At 59.5% G+C, this 15,525-nt stretch carries 12 protein-coding genes; 6 read left to right on the top strand and 6 right to left on the bottom strand.

Going from position 1 to position 15,525, the window contains the following annotated elements; all coding sequences use genetic code 11:
* Window positions 1-484: 484 nt before the first annotated feature.
* Together bepA and arsC are read left to right on the top strand one after the other, a co-directional pair.
* Window positions 485-1,948 carry a beta-barrel assembly-enhancing protease gene (gene bepA / locus J1C59_RS05320; protein WP_128086173.1) on the top strand — a complete coding sequence of 488 codons (1,464 nt, stop codon included), beginning with the start codon at window positions 485-487 and terminating at the stop codon, window positions 1,946-1,948.
* 28 nt (window positions 1,949-1,976) lie between these two features.
* On the top strand, window positions 1,977-2,318 hold the full coding sequence (gene arsC / locus J1C59_RS05315) for an arsenate reductase (glutaredoxin) (protein WP_128086174.1): 342 nt from the start codon (window positions 1,977-1,979) through the stop codon (window positions 2,316-2,318).
* Here arsC and hda read toward each other — a convergent pair.
* From hda to upp, 3 genes are all read right to left on the bottom strand, one after another.
* Window positions 2,315-3,016: a DnaA inactivator Hda gene (hda, locus tag J1C59_RS05310; protein WP_233498975.1), complete on the bottom strand. Its 702-nt coding sequence runs from the start codon at window positions 3,014-3,016 to the stop codon at window positions 2,315-2,317. The genes arsC and hda overlap by 4 nt on opposite strands.
* Window positions 3,017-3,123: 107 nt before the next feature.
* Complete coding sequence (uraA, locus tag J1C59_RS05305; protein WP_128086181.1) at window positions 3,124-4,407, bottom strand: uracil permease; 1,284 nt, start codon at window positions 4,405-4,407, stop codon at window positions 3,124-3,126.
* A 145-nt stretch (window positions 4,408-4,552) separates the two neighbouring features.
* Window positions 4,553-5,179, bottom strand: a complete 627-nt coding sequence (upp, locus tag J1C59_RS05300) for a uracil phosphoribosyltransferase (protein ID WP_128086175.1) — start codon at window positions 5,177-5,179, stop codon at window positions 4,553-4,555.
* A gap of 230 nt (window positions 5,180-5,409) precedes the next feature.
* Between upp and purM the strand changes: the two genes are divergently transcribed.
* Together purM and purN are read left to right on the top strand one after the other, a co-directional pair.
* Window positions 5,410-6,450: a phosphoribosylformylglycinamidine cyclo-ligase gene (purM, locus tag J1C59_RS05295; RefSeq protein ID WP_128086176.1), complete on the top strand. Its 1,041-nt coding sequence runs from the start codon at window positions 5,410-5,412 to the stop codon at window positions 6,448-6,450.
* Complete coding sequence (gene purN, locus J1C59_RS05290) at window positions 6,447-7,085, top strand: phosphoribosylglycinamide formyltransferase (protein ID WP_128086177.1); 639 nt, start codon at window positions 6,447-6,449, stop codon at window positions 7,083-7,085. Before purM ends, purN begins: the two co-directional genes overlap by 4 nt.
* A gap of 178 nt (window positions 7,086-7,263) precedes the next feature.
* Here purN and pstB read toward each other — a convergent pair whose 3' ends face one another.
* The 3 genes from pstB to J1C59_RS05275 are packed head-to-tail and all read right to left on the bottom strand — an operon-like array spanning window position 7,264 to window position 11,768.
* The gene (pstB, locus tag J1C59_RS05285) at window positions 7,264-8,031 is read right to left on the bottom strand and encodes a phosphate ABC transporter ATP-binding protein PstB (protein WP_128086178.1); all 768 of its coding nucleotides are present in this window, start codon (window positions 8,029-8,031) and stop codon (window positions 7,264-7,266) included.
* Window positions 8,032-8,043: 12 nt separating this feature from the next.
* Window positions 8,044-9,678 carry a phosphate ABC transporter permease PstA gene (gene pstA / locus J1C59_RS05280; protein WP_128086179.1) on the bottom strand — a complete coding sequence of 545 codons (1,635 nt, stop codon included), beginning with the start codon at window positions 9,676-9,678 and terminating at the stop codon, window positions 8,044-8,046.
* Window positions 9,675-11,768: an ABC transporter permease subunit gene (locus J1C59_RS05275; protein ID WP_140916990.1), complete on the bottom strand. Its 2,094-nt coding sequence runs from the start codon at window positions 11,766-11,768 to the stop codon at window positions 9,675-9,677. Before J1C59_RS05275 ends, pstA begins: the two co-directional genes overlap by 4 nt.
* Before the next feature lie 150 nt (window positions 11,769-11,918).
* On the opposite strand from J1C59_RS05275, the gene ppk1 reads away from it, so the two are divergent.
* Both ppk1 and ppx read left to right on the top strand, forming a co-directional pair.
* Window positions 11,919-13,979: a polyphosphate kinase 1 gene (gene ppk1, locus J1C59_RS05270; protein ID WP_128085706.1), complete on the top strand. Its 2,061-nt coding sequence runs from the start codon at window positions 11,919-11,921 to the stop codon at window positions 13,977-13,979.
* 5 nt (window positions 13,980-13,984) lie between these two features.
* Window positions 13,985-15,511, top strand: coding sequence for an exopolyphosphatase (gene ppx / locus J1C59_RS05265; protein WP_140916991.1), 1,527 nt, complete (start codon window positions 13,985-13,987; stop codon window positions 15,509-15,511).
* Window positions 15,512-15,525: the final 14 nt, after the last annotated feature.

Genomic DNA, 15,525 nt, shown 5'->3' with positions numbered 1-15,525 from the left:
AAAAACAGGATGATGAATGAACGATTTAATCTGTTGATGGCAAAACGGGAAATTGCTGACGGGTTACCCTGTTTTTTTCAGAGTAGACCTGGAAAAAACCGTGCCACATTCAGTTTTTTTGAGTGAATTTACATAACTTTAAAAAAAGCAGCGTTTATCTTTTTATTCTCTCTCAGCAGATTCTGCTTTATTTCGTCCGGCGATGAAGGTATTCATTGAATAACACGCCATTTTCCCGCTCAGCCATGCAGCAATGCCTTACGGAATAAAGCCGTTTAACTCCCGTTTAGGTATTGCGGATATTCAATTTTTTTCGCCAAAAATCCCCATTTTGCACAAATCAGCTCGGGCAGTCGGCTGAAAACGCCATTCCTTTCTGTTAGTGCTCTGGTTAAGATAGGGCCGGACCGCAGTGATCGGCGAAAAAGGGAACGTTTCCGCTGCGCACCTGTCCATTCTCAGGGCCTCTCTACAGGATTAAGGCATGTTGAACCGGTTAAAGAAAACGCTGATCGCCGCGCTCCTTCCGACACTCATTTTTACGACGCTGTCTCCGGCTTACGCCGACATCAGTGATTCGCTCCCCGATATCGGCACCACGGCCGGTTCGACGCTGTCGATTAATCAGGAGCTGCAGATGGGCGACTTCTATGTGCGCCAGCTGCGCGCCAGTGCCCCGCTGATTAACGATCCGCTGCTGAATCAGTACATCAATCAGCTGGGTCAGCGCCTGGTTTCGCACGCCGACGCCGTGAAAACGCCCTTCCACTTCTTCCTGATCCAGAACGATGAGCTTAACGCCTTTGCCTTCTTTGGCGGCAACGTGGTGCTGCACTCGGCGCTGTTCCGTTTTACCGAGAATGAAAGCCAGCTGGCGTCCGTGATGGCGCACGAGATCTCACACGTCACCCAGCGCCACCTGGCACGCGCGATGGAAGATCAGAAGCGCAATGCGCCGCTGACCTGGGTCGGCGCGCTGGGCTCGATTCTGCTGGCGATGGCCAGCCCGCAGGCGGGCATGGCCGCCCTGACCGGCACCCTGGCAGGCACGCAGCAGGGCATCATCAGCTTTACCCAGGGCAATGAGCAGGAGGCTGACCGTATCGGGATTCAGGTTCTGCAGCGTGCCGGATTCGATCCACAGGCGATGCCGAACTTCCTGCAGAAGCTGGCCGATCAGAGCCGCTTCTCCTCCAAACCGCCTGAGATCCTGCTGACGCACCCGCTGCCCGACAGCCGTCTGGCGGATGCCCGCAACCGGGCGAACCAGATGCGGCCCGTGGTAGTGCAGTCGACGGAGGATTTCTATCTGGCGAAGGTGCGTGCGCTGGGGATGTACCCGACCGGACGCAATCAGCTGACCGACGAACTGCTGAGTCAGTATGCGAACGGCAATGCCCGTGAGCAGATGGCGTCACAATATGGCAAAGCCATACAGTTTCTGCAGGCGAAAAGCTTTGCCGATGCGAAGCGCATCATGACGCCGTTACTGGCGAAGCAGCCCGCCAATATCTGGTTCCTGGATATAATGTCGGACATCGACATCGGCCTGAATCAGCCGCAGCAGGCCATCGCGCTGCTGAGTGCCGCCAGCGGAGCCAAAAACAGCCCGGTGATCCAGCTTAACCTCGCCAATGCCTACGTCGAAGCGAAGCAGTACGCCAGCGCCAGCCGGATTCTGAATCGCTACACCTGGTCTAACAAAGACGATCCTAACGGCTGGGACCTGCTGGCTCAGGCCTCCGCCCGGCAGGGTCTGAACGATGAAGAACTTTCTGCGCGGGCGGAGAGCCTGGCGCTGAATGGTCAGCTCGACCAGGCGATCACCACTCTCAGCAGCGCCAGCGCCCAGGTGCCGCTCGGTAGCCTGAAGCAGGCGCGCTACGACGCCCGTATCGACCAGCTGCGTCAGTTGCAGCAGCGCTTTAAGCAGTATCAGAAAGGGTAAACGCCACCGCCCTGAAAGGAGAATCAGAATGGTAACGATCTATCACAACCCGCGCTGCAGCAAGAGCCGCGAAACGCTGGCGCTGCTTACCGCTCGCGGGATCGAGCCGGAGGTGGTGCTCTATCTGCAGACGCCGCCCGATCGCGAAACGCTGCAAATCCTGTTGCAGAAGCTGGGGATGCAGAGCGCACGGGAGTTGATGCGGACCAAAGAGGCGATCTATCGCGAGCTGGGACTCAGCGAGAAAAGCGAGAGTGCGCTGCTGGATGCACTGGTGGACAATCCGGTTCTGATTGAAAGACCGATTGTGATCAGCGGTGACAACGCGCGAATCGGCCGTCCGCCGGAAGCGGTGCTCGACATCCTTTAAAGGCCGAGCGTCTCTTTCACGAACGGAATGGTGAGTTTACGCTGGGCGCTGATAGAGGCGCGGTCGAGCCGATCCAGCGTATCGAACAGGGTGCGCATTTCCCGATCCAGCCGTTTCAGCAGGAAACGGCCCACATCTTCCGGCAATTCAAAACCGCGTAATCCGGCGCGCAGCTGCAGCGCCTGGAGTTTATCTTCATCAGAGAGCGGCTGCAGGCGATAGATCTGCCCCCAGTCCAGCCGTGAGGCGAGATCGGGCAGTTGCAGATTAAGCTGACGCGGCGGACGATCGCCGGTGATAAACAGGCGCGTGTTACCGGTTTCCAGAATGCGGTTGTAGAGATCAAAGATCGCCATCTCCCACTCCGGCTCGCCGGCAATGCATTCGATGTTATCGATGCAGACCAGCGACAGCTGCTCCATCCCTTCCAGCACTTCCGGCACAAACCAGGTGCGTTTATCGAGCGGCACATAGCCGACCGCCTCGTTACGCGCGGACATCTCTGCGCAGGCGGCGTGCAGCAGATGGCTTCGCCCTCCCCCTTCGCGTGACCAGAAGTAGAGATAGCTGCCGTGTTGCTGGTTAAGAGCGCCTTTCAGTGCGGCAATCAGCGACGGGTTTTCCCCCGGCCAGAAGCTGGAGAAGGTTTCGTCGTCTGGTAAATAGAGTGGCAATGACAATTGTGCCGGCGTGTTCAGAAGCACCTCAGCAAGAGAACAAGCAAAAAATCGGGGGAATTCTAACACAGTTTTCAGAAAGAGATGAATGGGGCGTCCCTGCCCCGATCCCGTGACTCAGGCCGGGATCACGGTTCGCGCGGTTCGTCGGCTTCCAGTACCACTTCTTCCGGACGCAGCAGCGAGATCACGCGGAAGATCAGCGCCAGGCCGACACCCACGATCGTCGCCAGCGCCATGCCTTTCAGCTCCGCCGCGCCGATATGTACCTTCGCGCCGCTGACGCCGATGATCAGGATCACCGAGGTGAGGATCAGGTTCTGTGCCTTGTTGTAGTCGACCTTAGATTCGATCAGCACGCGGATACCGGATGCGCCGATCACCCCGTACAGCAGCAGCGAGACGCCGCCCATGACCGGCACCGGGATCGCCTGGATCACGGCCGCCAGCTTGCCGACGCAGGAGAGCAGGATCGCCAGAATCGCCGCGCCACCGATGACCCAGGTACTGTAGACGCGGGTGATCGCCATCACACCGATATTCTCGCCGTAAGTGGTGTTTGGCGTGGAACCAAAGAAGCCGGAGATCACCGTCGATAAGCCGTTGGCAAACATCGAACGATGCAGGCCCGGATCGCGGATCAGATCTTTCTTCACGATGTTCGCGGTCACCACCAGATGACCGATATGCTCGGCGATGACCACCAGCGCCGCCGGCAGAATCGTCAGCATCGCCACCCACTCAAAGCGCGGCGTGTAGAACGTTGGCAGGGCGAACCATGGCGCACGCTCGACGCCGCTCCAGTCCACGATGCCCATCACGGCGGAGAGCAGATACCCCACGACCACGCCAACCAGAATCGGAATGATCGCCAGGAAACCGCGGAACAGCACCGATCCGAATACCGTCACCGCCAGCGTCACCAGCGAGATCAACACCGTTTTACTGTCTGGCGTACTGCCTTCAGCGGGCAGCAGGCCCGCCATGTTGGCGGCCACGCCAGCCAGCTCCAGGCCGATGACGGCAACAATCGCCCCCATCGCCGCAGGCGGGAACATGACGTCGAGCCAGCCGGTTCCGGCGCGTTTAACGATCAGCGCCACAATGCAGAACAGCACGCCGCACAGAATAAATCCGCCCAGCGCCACCTCATAGCCCAGCGGCAGCAACAGCAGCACCGGCGAGATAAACGCAAAGCTCGAGCCCAGATAGGCGGGAATTTTGCCTTTACAGATAAAGAGATAAATCAGTGTGCCCACCCCGTTGAACAGCAGCACGGTGGCCGGGTTGATATGGAACAGAATCGGCACCAGCACGGTGGCACCAAACATGGCGAACAGGTGTTGCAGGCTGAGTGGAATGGTCTGCAGTAACGGCGGTCGTTCACTGACGCCAATGGCGCGACGAGTCATCATTTATCCCCTTAGGTTATCTCTCCCGCAGGTCCGCACCGCTGCCACAGCAGCAGGCGCGCCGGTCAGCCTCACGGCAGACCCGACCCGTTCCGGGAACTTTTTTTTGCCAAAAAAAAGCCGACTCTCTGGTCGGCTATGCGATTTATTTGGTTCCGAAAATTTTGTCCCCGGCATCGCCGAGTCCGGGAATGATATAACCCTTGTCGTTCAGCCCCTGATCCACTGACGCGGTGTACAGCTCAACGTCCGGATGCGCTTTCTCCAGCGCCGCGATCCCTTCCGGCGCAGCCACCAGTACCAGCACCTTGATGCTGGAGCAGCCCGCTTTCTTCAGGAGGTCGATGGTGGCGATCATGGAGCCACCGGTGGCCAGCATGGGATCGACAACCAGCGCCAGGCGCTCTTCGATGTTAGAGACCAGCTTCTGGAAGTAAGGCACCGGCTCCAGCGTCTCTTCATCGCGGTAGACGCCCACCACGCTGATACGGGCGCTGGGAACGTGCTCCAGCACCCCTTCCATCATGCCAAGACCGGCACGCAGAATCGGCACCACCGTGATTTTTTTGCCTTTGATCTGGTCGATCTCTACCGGGCCGTTCCAGCCCTCAATGGTTACGCGCTCTGTTTCCAGATCGGCGGTCGCTTCATAGGTCAGCAGGCTGCCCACTTCCGACGCCAGCTCGCGAAAACGCTTTGTACTGATATCATGCTCACGCATCAGGCCCAGTTTATGTTTGACCAGCGGGTGTCTGACTTCCACGATCTTCATTGGTGTTCTCCCGGAATGAGTTGAGCTAAAAAAAAATCGCGGGATTATACCGCCTTTTGGACGGCGCGCCACCTCTCCTTGCGCAATACCGCGGCTTTTACGGGGATAAACAGAGGATTGATGAAATTCGGCCGATGCGCAATCCCGGACTCGCAAACGTTTGCCTGCACTGATAGAATTGCCGCGCTTTATTTTAAACCACCAACCGCAACTCGCGTGGGGACCTCGCAGTGACCGACAAAACCTCTCTCAGTTACAAAGACGCCGGTGTTGATATTGATGCTGGTAACGCTCTGGTTGACCGTATTAAAGGCGTAGTGAAAAAGACGCGTCGCCCGGAAGTGATGGGTGGACTGGGCGGTTTTGGTGCGCTTTGCGCGCTGCCGCAGAAATACCGTGAACCCGTGCTGGTTTCCGGCACCGATGGCGTGGGCACCAAGCTGCGTCTGGCGATGGATCTCAAACGTCACGATGCCATCGGCGTTGACCTGGTCGCGATGTGCGTCAACGATCTGGTGGTTCAGGGCGCCGAGCCGCTCTTCTTCCTCGACTATTACGCTACCGGAAAACTGGATGTGGAAACGGCCTCTGCGGTGATCACCGGTATCGCGGAAGGGTGTCTGCAGTCAGGTTGTGCGCTGGTGGGCGGTGAAACCGCCGAGATGCCAGGCATGTATCACGGCGAAGATTATGACGTGGCCGGGTTCTGCGTCGGCGTGGTGGAAAAGTCCGAAATCATTGATGGCAGCAAGGTGCAGGATGGCGACGTACTGATCGCCCTCGGCTCCAGCGGCCCGCACTCCAACGGCTACTCGCTGGTGCGCAAAATTCTGGAAGTCAGCAACACCGATCCGCTGTCTGAACAGCTGGAAGGCAAACCGCTGGCCGACCATCTGCTGGAACCCACCCGCATCTATGTGAAGAACATCCTGAGCCTGATTGAGCAGGTCGATGTGCACGCGATTGCGCACCTGACCGGCGGCGGCTTCTGGGAAAATATTCCGCGCGTGCTGCCTGACAACACGCAGGCGGTCATCGACGAGACGAGCTGGCAGTGGCCGGCCGTCTTCAGCTGGCTGCAGCAGGCGGGCAACGTCAGCCGTTTCGAGATGTATCGCACCTTTAACTGCGGGGTCGGCATGGTTATCGCTCTGAGTCCGGCCGATGCGGATAAGGCGATTGCGCTGATGCAGGCGGCAGGCGAGAAAGCCTGGAAGCTGGGCGTGATCAAAGCCTCCGATGCGGAAGAGCGTGTGGTTATTAACGGATGAAAAAGCTGGTTGTACTGATTTCCGGCAACGGAAGTAACCTTCAGTCCATCCTTGACGCCTGCGCAAGCGGGCGGATTCACGGCAGCGTGGCTGCCGTGTTCAGCAACCGTGCCGCCGCGTATGGCCTGACGCGGGCGCAGGAGGCGGGTGTCCCCGCTCATGCGCTTGCCGCCAGCGACTTCGCTGACCGTGAAGCCTTTGACCGCCAGCTCATCGCGGCGATCGAAGCATACTCGCCCGATCTGATTGTGCTGGCGGGCTATATGCGGATCCTCAGCCCCGCGTTCGTCGCCCATTTTCACGATCGCCTGCTGAATGTCCACCCTTCTCTGCTGCCGAAATATCCGGGCCTGCATACGCACCGTCAGGCGCTGGAGAATGGCGACAGCGAACATGGCACCTCCGTGCATTTTGTCACCGAAGAGCTGGATGGTGGCCCGGTGATCCTGCAGGCGAAAGTCCCGGTTTTTCCCGGCGACAGCGAAGCGGAAATTACCGAGCGGGTTCAGCATCAGGAGCACGCGATCTATCCGCTGGTGATCGGCTGGTTTGTCGAGGGACGGCTGAGGATGCGCGACGGCAAAGCCTGGCTGGATGGCGAACCGCTGCCGCCACAGGGTTATGCTAACGACTGATGTGCCGGAAGCCGTCAGGAGTTTCCCACAGACGGCTGACAAACGTAAAGCGATGGGGGCCTGTGTCCGGAGTAAAGCATCGCGGGCCATGGAGGGCATCTTTTGCGTCTTTACGCAGGACACAGGCCCCCTGAGCCGGTGTGATCTCCCTGCAGGTCGCCCCTTTCCCGATGCTGACTCAGCCGTAGCGCCCCGTAATATAATCTTCGGTCCGGCGCTGTTTCGGTGCGGTGAAGATGCGATCGGTCTCGTCAAACTCCACTAACGTGCCCTGATGCATAAACGCGGTGTAATCGGAGACGCGCGACGCCTGCTGCATGTTATGCGTCACCAGCACCAGCGTGAAATGCTGCCTGAGCGTGGTCATCAGCTCTTCAATCACCAGCGTGGAGATAGGGTCCAGCGCGGAGGTCGGCTCATCCAGCAGCAGCACTTCCGGCTCAATGGCGATGGCGCGGGCGATCACCAGACGCTGCTGCTGACCGGTAGAGAGCGTCAGCGCATTCTGCGACAGCTGATCTTTCACCTCACTCCAGAGCGCCGCCGCCCGCAGCGCCCGCTCGCAGGCTTCGTTCAGCACCCGCCGATCGCGCACGCCCTGCAGACGCAGCCCGTAGACCACATTTTCGTAGATCGATTTAGGAAAGGGATTGGGCCGCTGAAACACCATGCCGACCCGTCGGCGCAGCGCCGAGAGATCCTGTTCGGGACGCAGGATCGACTGCGAGCCCAGCAGCACGTCACCCCCGACCCGGCAGTGATCGATCACATCGTTCATGCGGTTAAAGCAGCGCAGCAGCGTCGATTTACCACAGCCTGACGGCCCGATCAGCGCGGTAATCCTGTTTTTTGGCACCTGCAGCGAAATATCCTGCAGCGCCTGGCGCTCGCCATACCACAGCGACAGCTGGTTAACGGTCAGCGCGATATCCGTGTCGGATGTCATAGTCATAGCCTGTTATTGAGTCATAAGACGATAGCGTTCACGCAGACGGTGACGCAGACCCATCGCCAGCAGATTCAGTGAGAGAATAATCAGCACCAGCAGCAGCGCGGTCGCGAAGACCAGCGGCCGGTCAGCCTCAATATTCGGACTCTGAAACGCCAGATCGTAAATCTGGAAGCCCAGATGCATAAACTTGCGGTCCAGATGCAGATAAGGGAACACCGCATCCACCGGCAGCTCCGGCACCATCTTGACCACGCCCACCAGCATCAGCGGCGCGGTTTCCCCGGCGGCACGCGCGACGGCCAGAATCAGGCCGGTCAGCATGGCCGGCACCGCCATCGGCAGGACCACATTCCACAGCGTTTCCGCCTGAGTGGCCCCCAGCGCCAGCGACCCCTGACGCAGGCTGTTGGGAATGCGGGATAGCCCCTCTTCGGTCGCCACAATCACCACGGGCAGCGTCAGCAGGGCCAGCGTCAGCGATGCCCAGAGCAAGCCAGGCGTGCCAAACGTAGGGTTCGGCAGCGCGCTGCTGAAGAACAGCCGATCGATCGTGCCGCCCGCCAGCCAGACAAAGAATCCCAGGCCAAAGACGCCGTAGACGATGGAGGGCACACCAGCCAGATTGACCACCGCAATACGCACCAGCCTCGTCAGCGCGTGACGTCCGGCATATTCATGCAGCCAGATGGCGGCGATAACGCCCAGCGGCATCACCACCACCGACATCAGCAGCACCATCAGCACGGTGCCGAAAATCGCCGGAAACGCCCCGGACTCGCTTTCGCCTTCGGCAGGCGTGTCGCTGACAAAACGCCACAGCTGATGCAGAAAATGCACCGTTTTGCCGCTCAGCGTCATGGCGTTCGGCTGCCAGCTGTCGACGATTTCGGTCAGGGGAATCGCATGTTCGGTGCCCTGGACGTCACGCAGGATAAGCAAATCGCGCTGACTCTGCTGTTGCAGGGCCGCGAGCGTCTCGCTCAGCTGATTAAAGCGGCGCTGCAGGGCGGCCTGATTGGCCTGATATTCCGATTCAGCCTGCAGATCGAAGCGCCCGGCCGCGCGGTTTCTGGCCGCCTGCTCATCCAGATCTTCACGCTGGTTGTTGAGGCGCGCCATATCGACCCGCCGGATCTGATTTGCCTGCCGCACCAGCGTCTGCACCTGCCCCAGCCGCTGATGCAGCAGCGCATCGGGATGCCGGGCGGTTAACTCTTCATTGTCTTCCCGCAAGCCGACAAACCAGCCATAGGCCAGGCCGTGGCTGCGCCGCTGCAGCACCATGATATCCGCTGGCTGGCTGACCTGCGCGGCGGTACGGCTGTAGATGACCCGGAAATCAGGCGCATCCCAGTCGCGGTTACCGGTTTTCACCAGATAGCGATGAACCTGTCCGCCGCGGTTGCCCTGCTCATCTGCCGGCGCCGGAAAGTGACGCTGATGTTCCAGGGTTTCGCCCAGCAGGCGTGTCTCGCCGCCTTCCGGCTGACTGAACGTATAGAGATCCACGCGCTGCGGCCAGAAAGCCCGAACGCCCTGCCAGGCCAGCAGCCCGATGAGCAGCGTAAACGCCAGCAGGCAGACCGTGACGGCCCCGGCGGTTAACCAGCGCCAGCGGTCGTTCTGTCGCATCGCCTTCATGCCTGCTCCTCCTGCTGACTGTAGCGCTGACGCAGCCGCTGACGAATCAGTTCGGCCACGGTGTTAATCACCAGCGTAAAGATCAGCAGCATCAGGGCGCTGAGAAACAGCACGCGATAATGGGCACTGCCCGCCACCGCTTCGGGCATCTCAATGGCGATATTCGCCGACAGCGCACGCAGGCCGCTGAACAGCCCGCCTTCACTCTGCGGCGTGTTACCGGTGGCCATCAGCAGAATCATGGTTTCGCCCACGGCCCGCCCCAGCCCAATCATCAGCGCGGCAAAGATACCGGCCGAGGCGCCGGGCAGCACGACGCGGGTCAGGGTCTGCCACGGCGTGGCCCCCAGCGCCAGCGATCCCTGCCCCAGGGCGGCCGGTACGCTGAACAGGGCATCTTCGGAAAGCGTAAAAATCAGGGGCACCAGCGCAAAGCCCATCGCCAGCGCCGCGACCAGCAGATTGCGCTGCTCATAATGGGGCAGCCAGTCGCCCGCATCCGGAATAAACAGCGTGGGCAGCCACAGCGTCAGCAGCGTGACCAGCAACAGCAGCGGCAGCAGAATCAGCACCTCACGGCCCGGCTGCCGCCAGCGCGGCGGTAAGCGGGCGCTGAACACGCCGCACAGCAGTAACGAGCCCGCCAGCGTCAGCGGCAGCAGCAGGACGCCCACCAGCGCCTGTCCGATATGCGGTGCCAGCCAGATCCCGGCAATCAGCCCGACCACCACGCTCGGCAGCGCGCCCATCATCTCGATGGCCGGCTTCACCCAGCGCCGTAATCCGGGTGACATGAACCAGGCGGTGTACATCGCCGCGGCCAGCGCCAGCGGGGTGGCAAACAGCAGCGCTAGGCTGGCCGCCTTTAACGTTCCTGTGACCATCGGCATCAGGCTGAACTTGGCCTGATAGCTGTCGCCCGCCGCGGTGGACTGCCAGACCCAGTCGGGTGCGGGATAGTTTTCATACCAGATTTTTTGCCAGAAGCTGCGCCAGGTGACGTCCGGCCAGGGATTGTCGAGCCGCAGGCGCTGCCAGTTTCCCGCCCGCTCAATCAGCAGGCTGTCGCCCTGCGGTGAAAACTGCGCCTGCACGATGCCGGGCGCCAGCTGACGCTGCAGAATCGGGCCGGGCTGCTTGCTGGCGAAGAGGCGTAACAGCCCCTGCGGGTCGATCGTCGCAAACACCCGCCGTTGTGATTCCGTCACCAGCAGCGTGTTGTCATCGCTCTGGCTGTCGGCAAATGTCCGGATACGCTGCAGGCGCGGCCCCTGCTCGCTGGCGATAGCGAACCACTGCGTGATACCGCTACGATCCTGAATCAGCAGCGTTCTGCCGCCCACCAGCAGGTGCAGGCTTTGCGGGCGCTGCGGCAGCGTGTGGGTTTCTCGCAGCTGAGCCTGGTCGTCATCCAGTTGCCAGACGCGCAGCAGGCTGCCCTCCGTGGTATAGAGCAGATCGCCTGAGGGAGAGAGAGCCAGCAGATCCAGCCGATCCTGCGGCAGGGAGAACACCGAGGCCTGGCGATCGGTGCCGAGCGTCAGCACCCGCAGCCCGGCTCCCGTGAGCGCCGCAATGCGCCACTGACCGGCATGGCGCGTCGCCAGCGCCATCTTCGTCACCGCGCCGTCGGGCAGATGAAAGGGTTTGTCGCCCAGCGGAAAATGCCACTGCCCGTCAGCGGTGGGCTGCATCAGCGTCAGCGCGCCCTGCATATTCAGCAGCAGCGTCTGTTCATCACTGCTCCGCACTACCTCATCAGGCGGCGGCGTCAGCGCCAGCGCCGGTTCAGCAGGCTGGCCATCCAGCGGAATAAACCGGGCGGCGCCCTGACTGCTGATCCGCCAGCCGACCCGGCCCAGGTTGCCGGTGGCGACAGCGGGCGCACGATCCCAGAGCTGCTGGCTCGGCATCATCTGCACGCCCGGCGCACTGAACAGCGGAAGCACCACGCCAATCAGCCAGCAAAACAGCAGCAGCATCAACAGCAGGATCGCCACGCCACAGCATGTGATCAGCCGCCGCGTCAGCCGATCAACGGCACGACGCTTACGATCGCTGAATTGGACAGGAATGTGGTTTACGCTCATGCGGTTCCGGTAGCAGGCCAAAATAAGCCGCTATGTTGCCCGTAGCCGATTGATAAGACAACTGCTGGCGTTGGACAACGCTGCCATACTCTCGCCATAATGTTTGTGGATACTGGATCTTCAGTCCTGCAACCGCTAAATGGAGTGAGAATGGGTCAGGTAAAGCTTTACATTGAAAAAGAATTAAGCTGGTTATCTTTTAATGAACGGGTTTTGCAGGAAGCCGCAGACAAAAGCAATCCACTGATTGAGCGGATGCGCTTTCTGGGCATCTACTCCAACAATCTCGACGAATTCTATAAAGTGCGGTTTGCCGATCTGAAACGCCGCATTCTGATTGGCGAAGAGCAGGGTTCTGCCACTACGCCACGCCATCTGTTCAAAAAAATCCAGCAGCGGGTGATGAAGTCCGATCAGGAGTTTGATGCGCTCTATAACGAGCTGCTGCTGGAGATGGCGCGTAATCAGATCTTCCTGATCAACGAACGCCAGCTCTCTCTTAACCAGCAGGCGTGGCTGCGCCACTATTTCAAGCATGAACTGCGTCAGCATATCTCGCCAATTCTGATCACCCATGAAACCGACCTGACCGAATTCCTTAAAGACGATTACACCTATCTGGCGGTAGAGATTATCCGCGGTGACGACATCCGCTATGCGCTGCTGGAGATCCCGTCCGATAAGGTGCCGCGCTTTATTAACCTGCCGGCTGAGCCGCCGCGCCGCCGCAAACCGATGATCCTGCTGGATAACATCCTGCGTTACTGCCTGGATGACATTTTTAAAGGCTTCTATGACTACGACGCGCTCAACGCCTATTCGATGAAAATGACGCGTGACGCGGAGTACGATCTGGTAACGGAGATGGAGTCCAGCCTGCTGGAGCTGATGTCCTCCAGCCTGAAGCAGCGCCTGACCGCAGAGCCGGTGCGCTTCGTCTATCAGCGTGACATGCCGGAGGCGATGGTCGCGTTACTGTGCCACAAACTTTCCATCTCGAACTTTGACTCCATCCTGCCGGGCGGCCGCTACCACAACTTTAAAGACTTCATCGGCTTCCCGAACGTCGGCAAAAATAACCTGATTAACCGCCCACTGCCGCAGATCCGTCACATCGGCTTTGATGGCTTTCGCAATGGCTTTGATGCCATCCGCAACCGCGACGTGCTGCTCTACTACCCCTATCACACGTTTGAGCATGTGCTGGAGCTGCTGCGTCAGGCGTCATTTGACCCCAGCGTGCTGGCGATCAAGATCAACATCTACCGCGTCGCGAAACACTCGCGCATCATGGATGCGATGATCCACGCCGCCTACAACGGCAAAAAGGTTACGGTGGTGGTAGAACTGCAGGCACGCTTCGATGAAGAGGCCAATATCTACTGGGCCAAGCGTCTGACCGAAGCGGGCGTGCATGTCATCTTCTCCGCGCCGGGTCTGAAGATCCACGCCAAGCTGTTCCTCATCTCGCGTCGCGAAGGCGAAGAGATTGTGCGCTATGCGCATATCGGCACCGGCAACTTTAACGAGAAAACCGCGCGACTCTACACGGACTACTCCCTGCTGACGGCCGACGCGCGCATCACGAATGAGGTGCGCCGGGTCTTCAACTTTATCGAGAACCCCTACCGGCCGGTGACCTTCGATCACCTGATGGTGTCACCGCAGAACTCGCGCCGGATGCTCTATGAACTGATCGACACCGAAATCGCCAACGCCCAGCAGAATAAGCCCAGCGGCATTACTCTGAAAATCAACAATCTGGTGGACAAAGGGCTGGTTGATCGGCTTTATACAGCCTCCAGCGTGGGAGTGAAGGTGAATCTCCTGGTGCGCGGGATGTGCTCGCTGATCCCGGATCTGCCCGGGATCAGCGAAAATATTCGCGTCATCAGTATCGTTGACCGTTATCTGGAACACGATCGCGTCTATATTTTTGAGAATGGCGGCGATAAAAAGGTGTTCCTCTCCTCCGCTGACTGGATGACGCGTAACATCGATTACCGCATCGAAGTGGCCGTGGCGATCCTCGATCCCCATATCCGGCAGCGCATACTCGACATTATTGCCATTCAGTTGAGTGATACGGTGAAAGCCCGCATCGTCGATAAAGAGCTGAGTAATCACTACGTCCAGCGCGGCAATCGTCGTAAAGTGCGCTCGCAGCTGGCGATTTATGATTACATCAAGAACCTGGAACAACCTGAATAAATCCTATGCCAATTTCTCATAAAAGTACGCCAAAACCCCAGGAGTTTGCGGCGATTGACCTGGGCTCGAACAGTTTCCATATGGTGATTGCGCGGGTTGTCGATGGTGCGATGCAGGTACTGGGTCGCCTTAAGCAGCGCGTTCATCTGGCTGACGGGCTGGATGCGCAGCATAACCTCAGCGAGGAGGCGATGGAGCGCGGGCTGGCCTGCCTGGCCCTGTTCGCCGAGCGTTTGCAGGGATTCAGTCCCAGCAACGTGACGATCGTCGGCACCCATACGCTGCGTGAAGCGGTCAACGCCGAAACCTTCCTGCAGCGTGCGGCCGAGGTGATCCCCTACCCTATCGAGGTGATTTCGGGCCATGAAGAGGCGCGTCTGATCTTTATGGGCGTGGAGCATACGCAGCCGGAGAAAGGCCGTAAGCTGGTCATCGATATCGGCGGCGGCTCTACCGAACTGGTGATTGGCGAGGATTTTGAACCGCAGCTGGTCGAGAGCCGCCGTATGGGTTGCGTCAGCTTCGCTCAGCTCTACTTCCCGAAAGGCGAAATCAGCCGTGAAAACTTCCGTCGCGCCCGTTTAGCGGCGGCGCAGAAGCTGGAAACGCTGGCGTGGCAGTACCGTCTGCATGGCTGGCAGTATGCGCTGGGCGCCTCCGGAACCATCAAAGCCGCCTGCGAAGTGCTGCAGGCGATGGATGAGAAAGAGAAGCTGATTACGCCGGAGCGCCTCGATAAACTCTATGACGAGGTGATGAAACATAAATCCTTTGCGGCCCTGAGCCTGCCGGGCCTCTCCGAAGAGCGCAAAGGGGTGTTTGTGCCGGGACTGGCGATCCTGTGTGGTGTGTTTGATGCGCTGGCGATTCGTGAGCTGCGCCTCTCTGACGGCGCGCTGCGTGAAGGCGTGCTGTATGAGATGGAAGGCCGTTTCCGCCATCAGGATATCCGCAGCCGGACGGCGCAGAGCCTGGCGAACCACTACGCTATCGACAGCGATCAGGCGCGTCGCGTGCTGGACACCACCGAGCAGCTCTATCTGCAGTGGAGCGAGCAGAACCCGAAACTGGCGAACCCGCAGCTGGCAGCCCTGCTGAAGTGGGCGGCGATGCTGCATGAGGTGGGCCTGACCATCAATCACAGCGGCCTGCAACGCCACTCGGCCTATATCCTGCAAAATACTAACCTGCCGGGCTTCAATCAGGATCAGCAGATGCTGCTGGCGGCGCTGGTAAGATTCCACCGTAAAGCGGTGAAGCTGGATGAGCTGCCGCGCGTCACGCTGTTCAAGAAAAAGCAGTTTGTGCCGCTGATTTTCCTGCTGCGCCTGGGTACGCTGCTGAATAATCAGCGCCAGGCCACCACCCGTCCTGACTCCTTAACCCTGAAGTGCGATGACGGCCACTGGACGCTGGTTTTCCCGGCGGGCTACTTCAGCCAGAACAACCTGGTCCAGCTCGACCTTGAGCGTGAGCAGGTGTACTGGAATGACGTCACGGGATGGAAACTGATCCTCGAAGAAGAAGCCTGATGAACCGGGCGCCT

Origin of the sequence: Pantoea deleyi (assembly GCF_022647325.1) — a bacterium.
GTDB classification, from domain to species: Bacteria; Pseudomonadota; Gammaproteobacteria; order Enterobacterales; family Enterobacteriaceae; genus Pantoea; species Pantoea deleyi.
Note: the sequence above shows the minus strand (reverse complement) of the source record. Positions and strands in the feature narration are given on the sequence as shown.

What these genes read in the sequence shown, in the direction of transcription:
- bepA (WP_128086173.1), top strand. Translation starts at nt 485, where the DNA reads ATGTTGAACCGGTTAAAGAAAACGCTGATCGCCGCGCTCCTTCCGACA.
- arsC (WP_128086174.1), top strand. Translation starts at nt 1,977, where the DNA reads ATGGTAACGATCTATCACAACCCGCGCTGCAGCAAGAGCCGCGAAACG.
- uraA (WP_128086181.1), bottom strand. Translation starts at nt 4,407, where the DNA reads ATGACTCGTCGCGCCATTGGCGTCAGTGAACGACCGCCGTTACTGCAG.
- upp (WP_128086175.1), bottom strand. Translation starts at nt 5,179, where the DNA reads ATGAAGATCGTGGAAGTCAGACACCCGCTGGTCAAACATAAACTGGGC.
- purN (WP_128086177.1), top strand. Translation starts at nt 6,447, where the DNA reads ATGAAAAAGCTGGTTGTACTGATTTCCGGCAACGGAAGTAACCTTCAG.
- pstB (WP_128086178.1), bottom strand. Translation starts at nt 8,031, where the DNA reads ATGACATCCGACACGGATATCGCGCTGACCGTTAACCAGCTGTCGCTG.
- pstA (WP_128086179.1), bottom strand. Translation starts at nt 9,678, where the DNA reads ATGAAGGCGATGCGACAGAACGACCGCTGGCGCTGGTTAACCGCCGGG.
- J1C59_RS05275 (WP_140916990.1), bottom strand. Translation starts at nt 11,768, where the DNA reads ATGAGCGTAAACCACATTCCTGTCCAATTCAGCGATCGTAAGCGTCGT.
- ppk1 (WP_128085706.1), top strand. Translation starts at nt 11,919, where the DNA reads ATGGGTCAGGTAAAGCTTTACATTGAAAAAGAATTAAGCTGGTTATCT.
- ppx (WP_140916991.1), top strand. Translation starts at nt 13,985, where the DNA reads ATGCCAATTTCTCATAAAAGTACGCCAAAACCCCAGGAGTTTGCGGCG.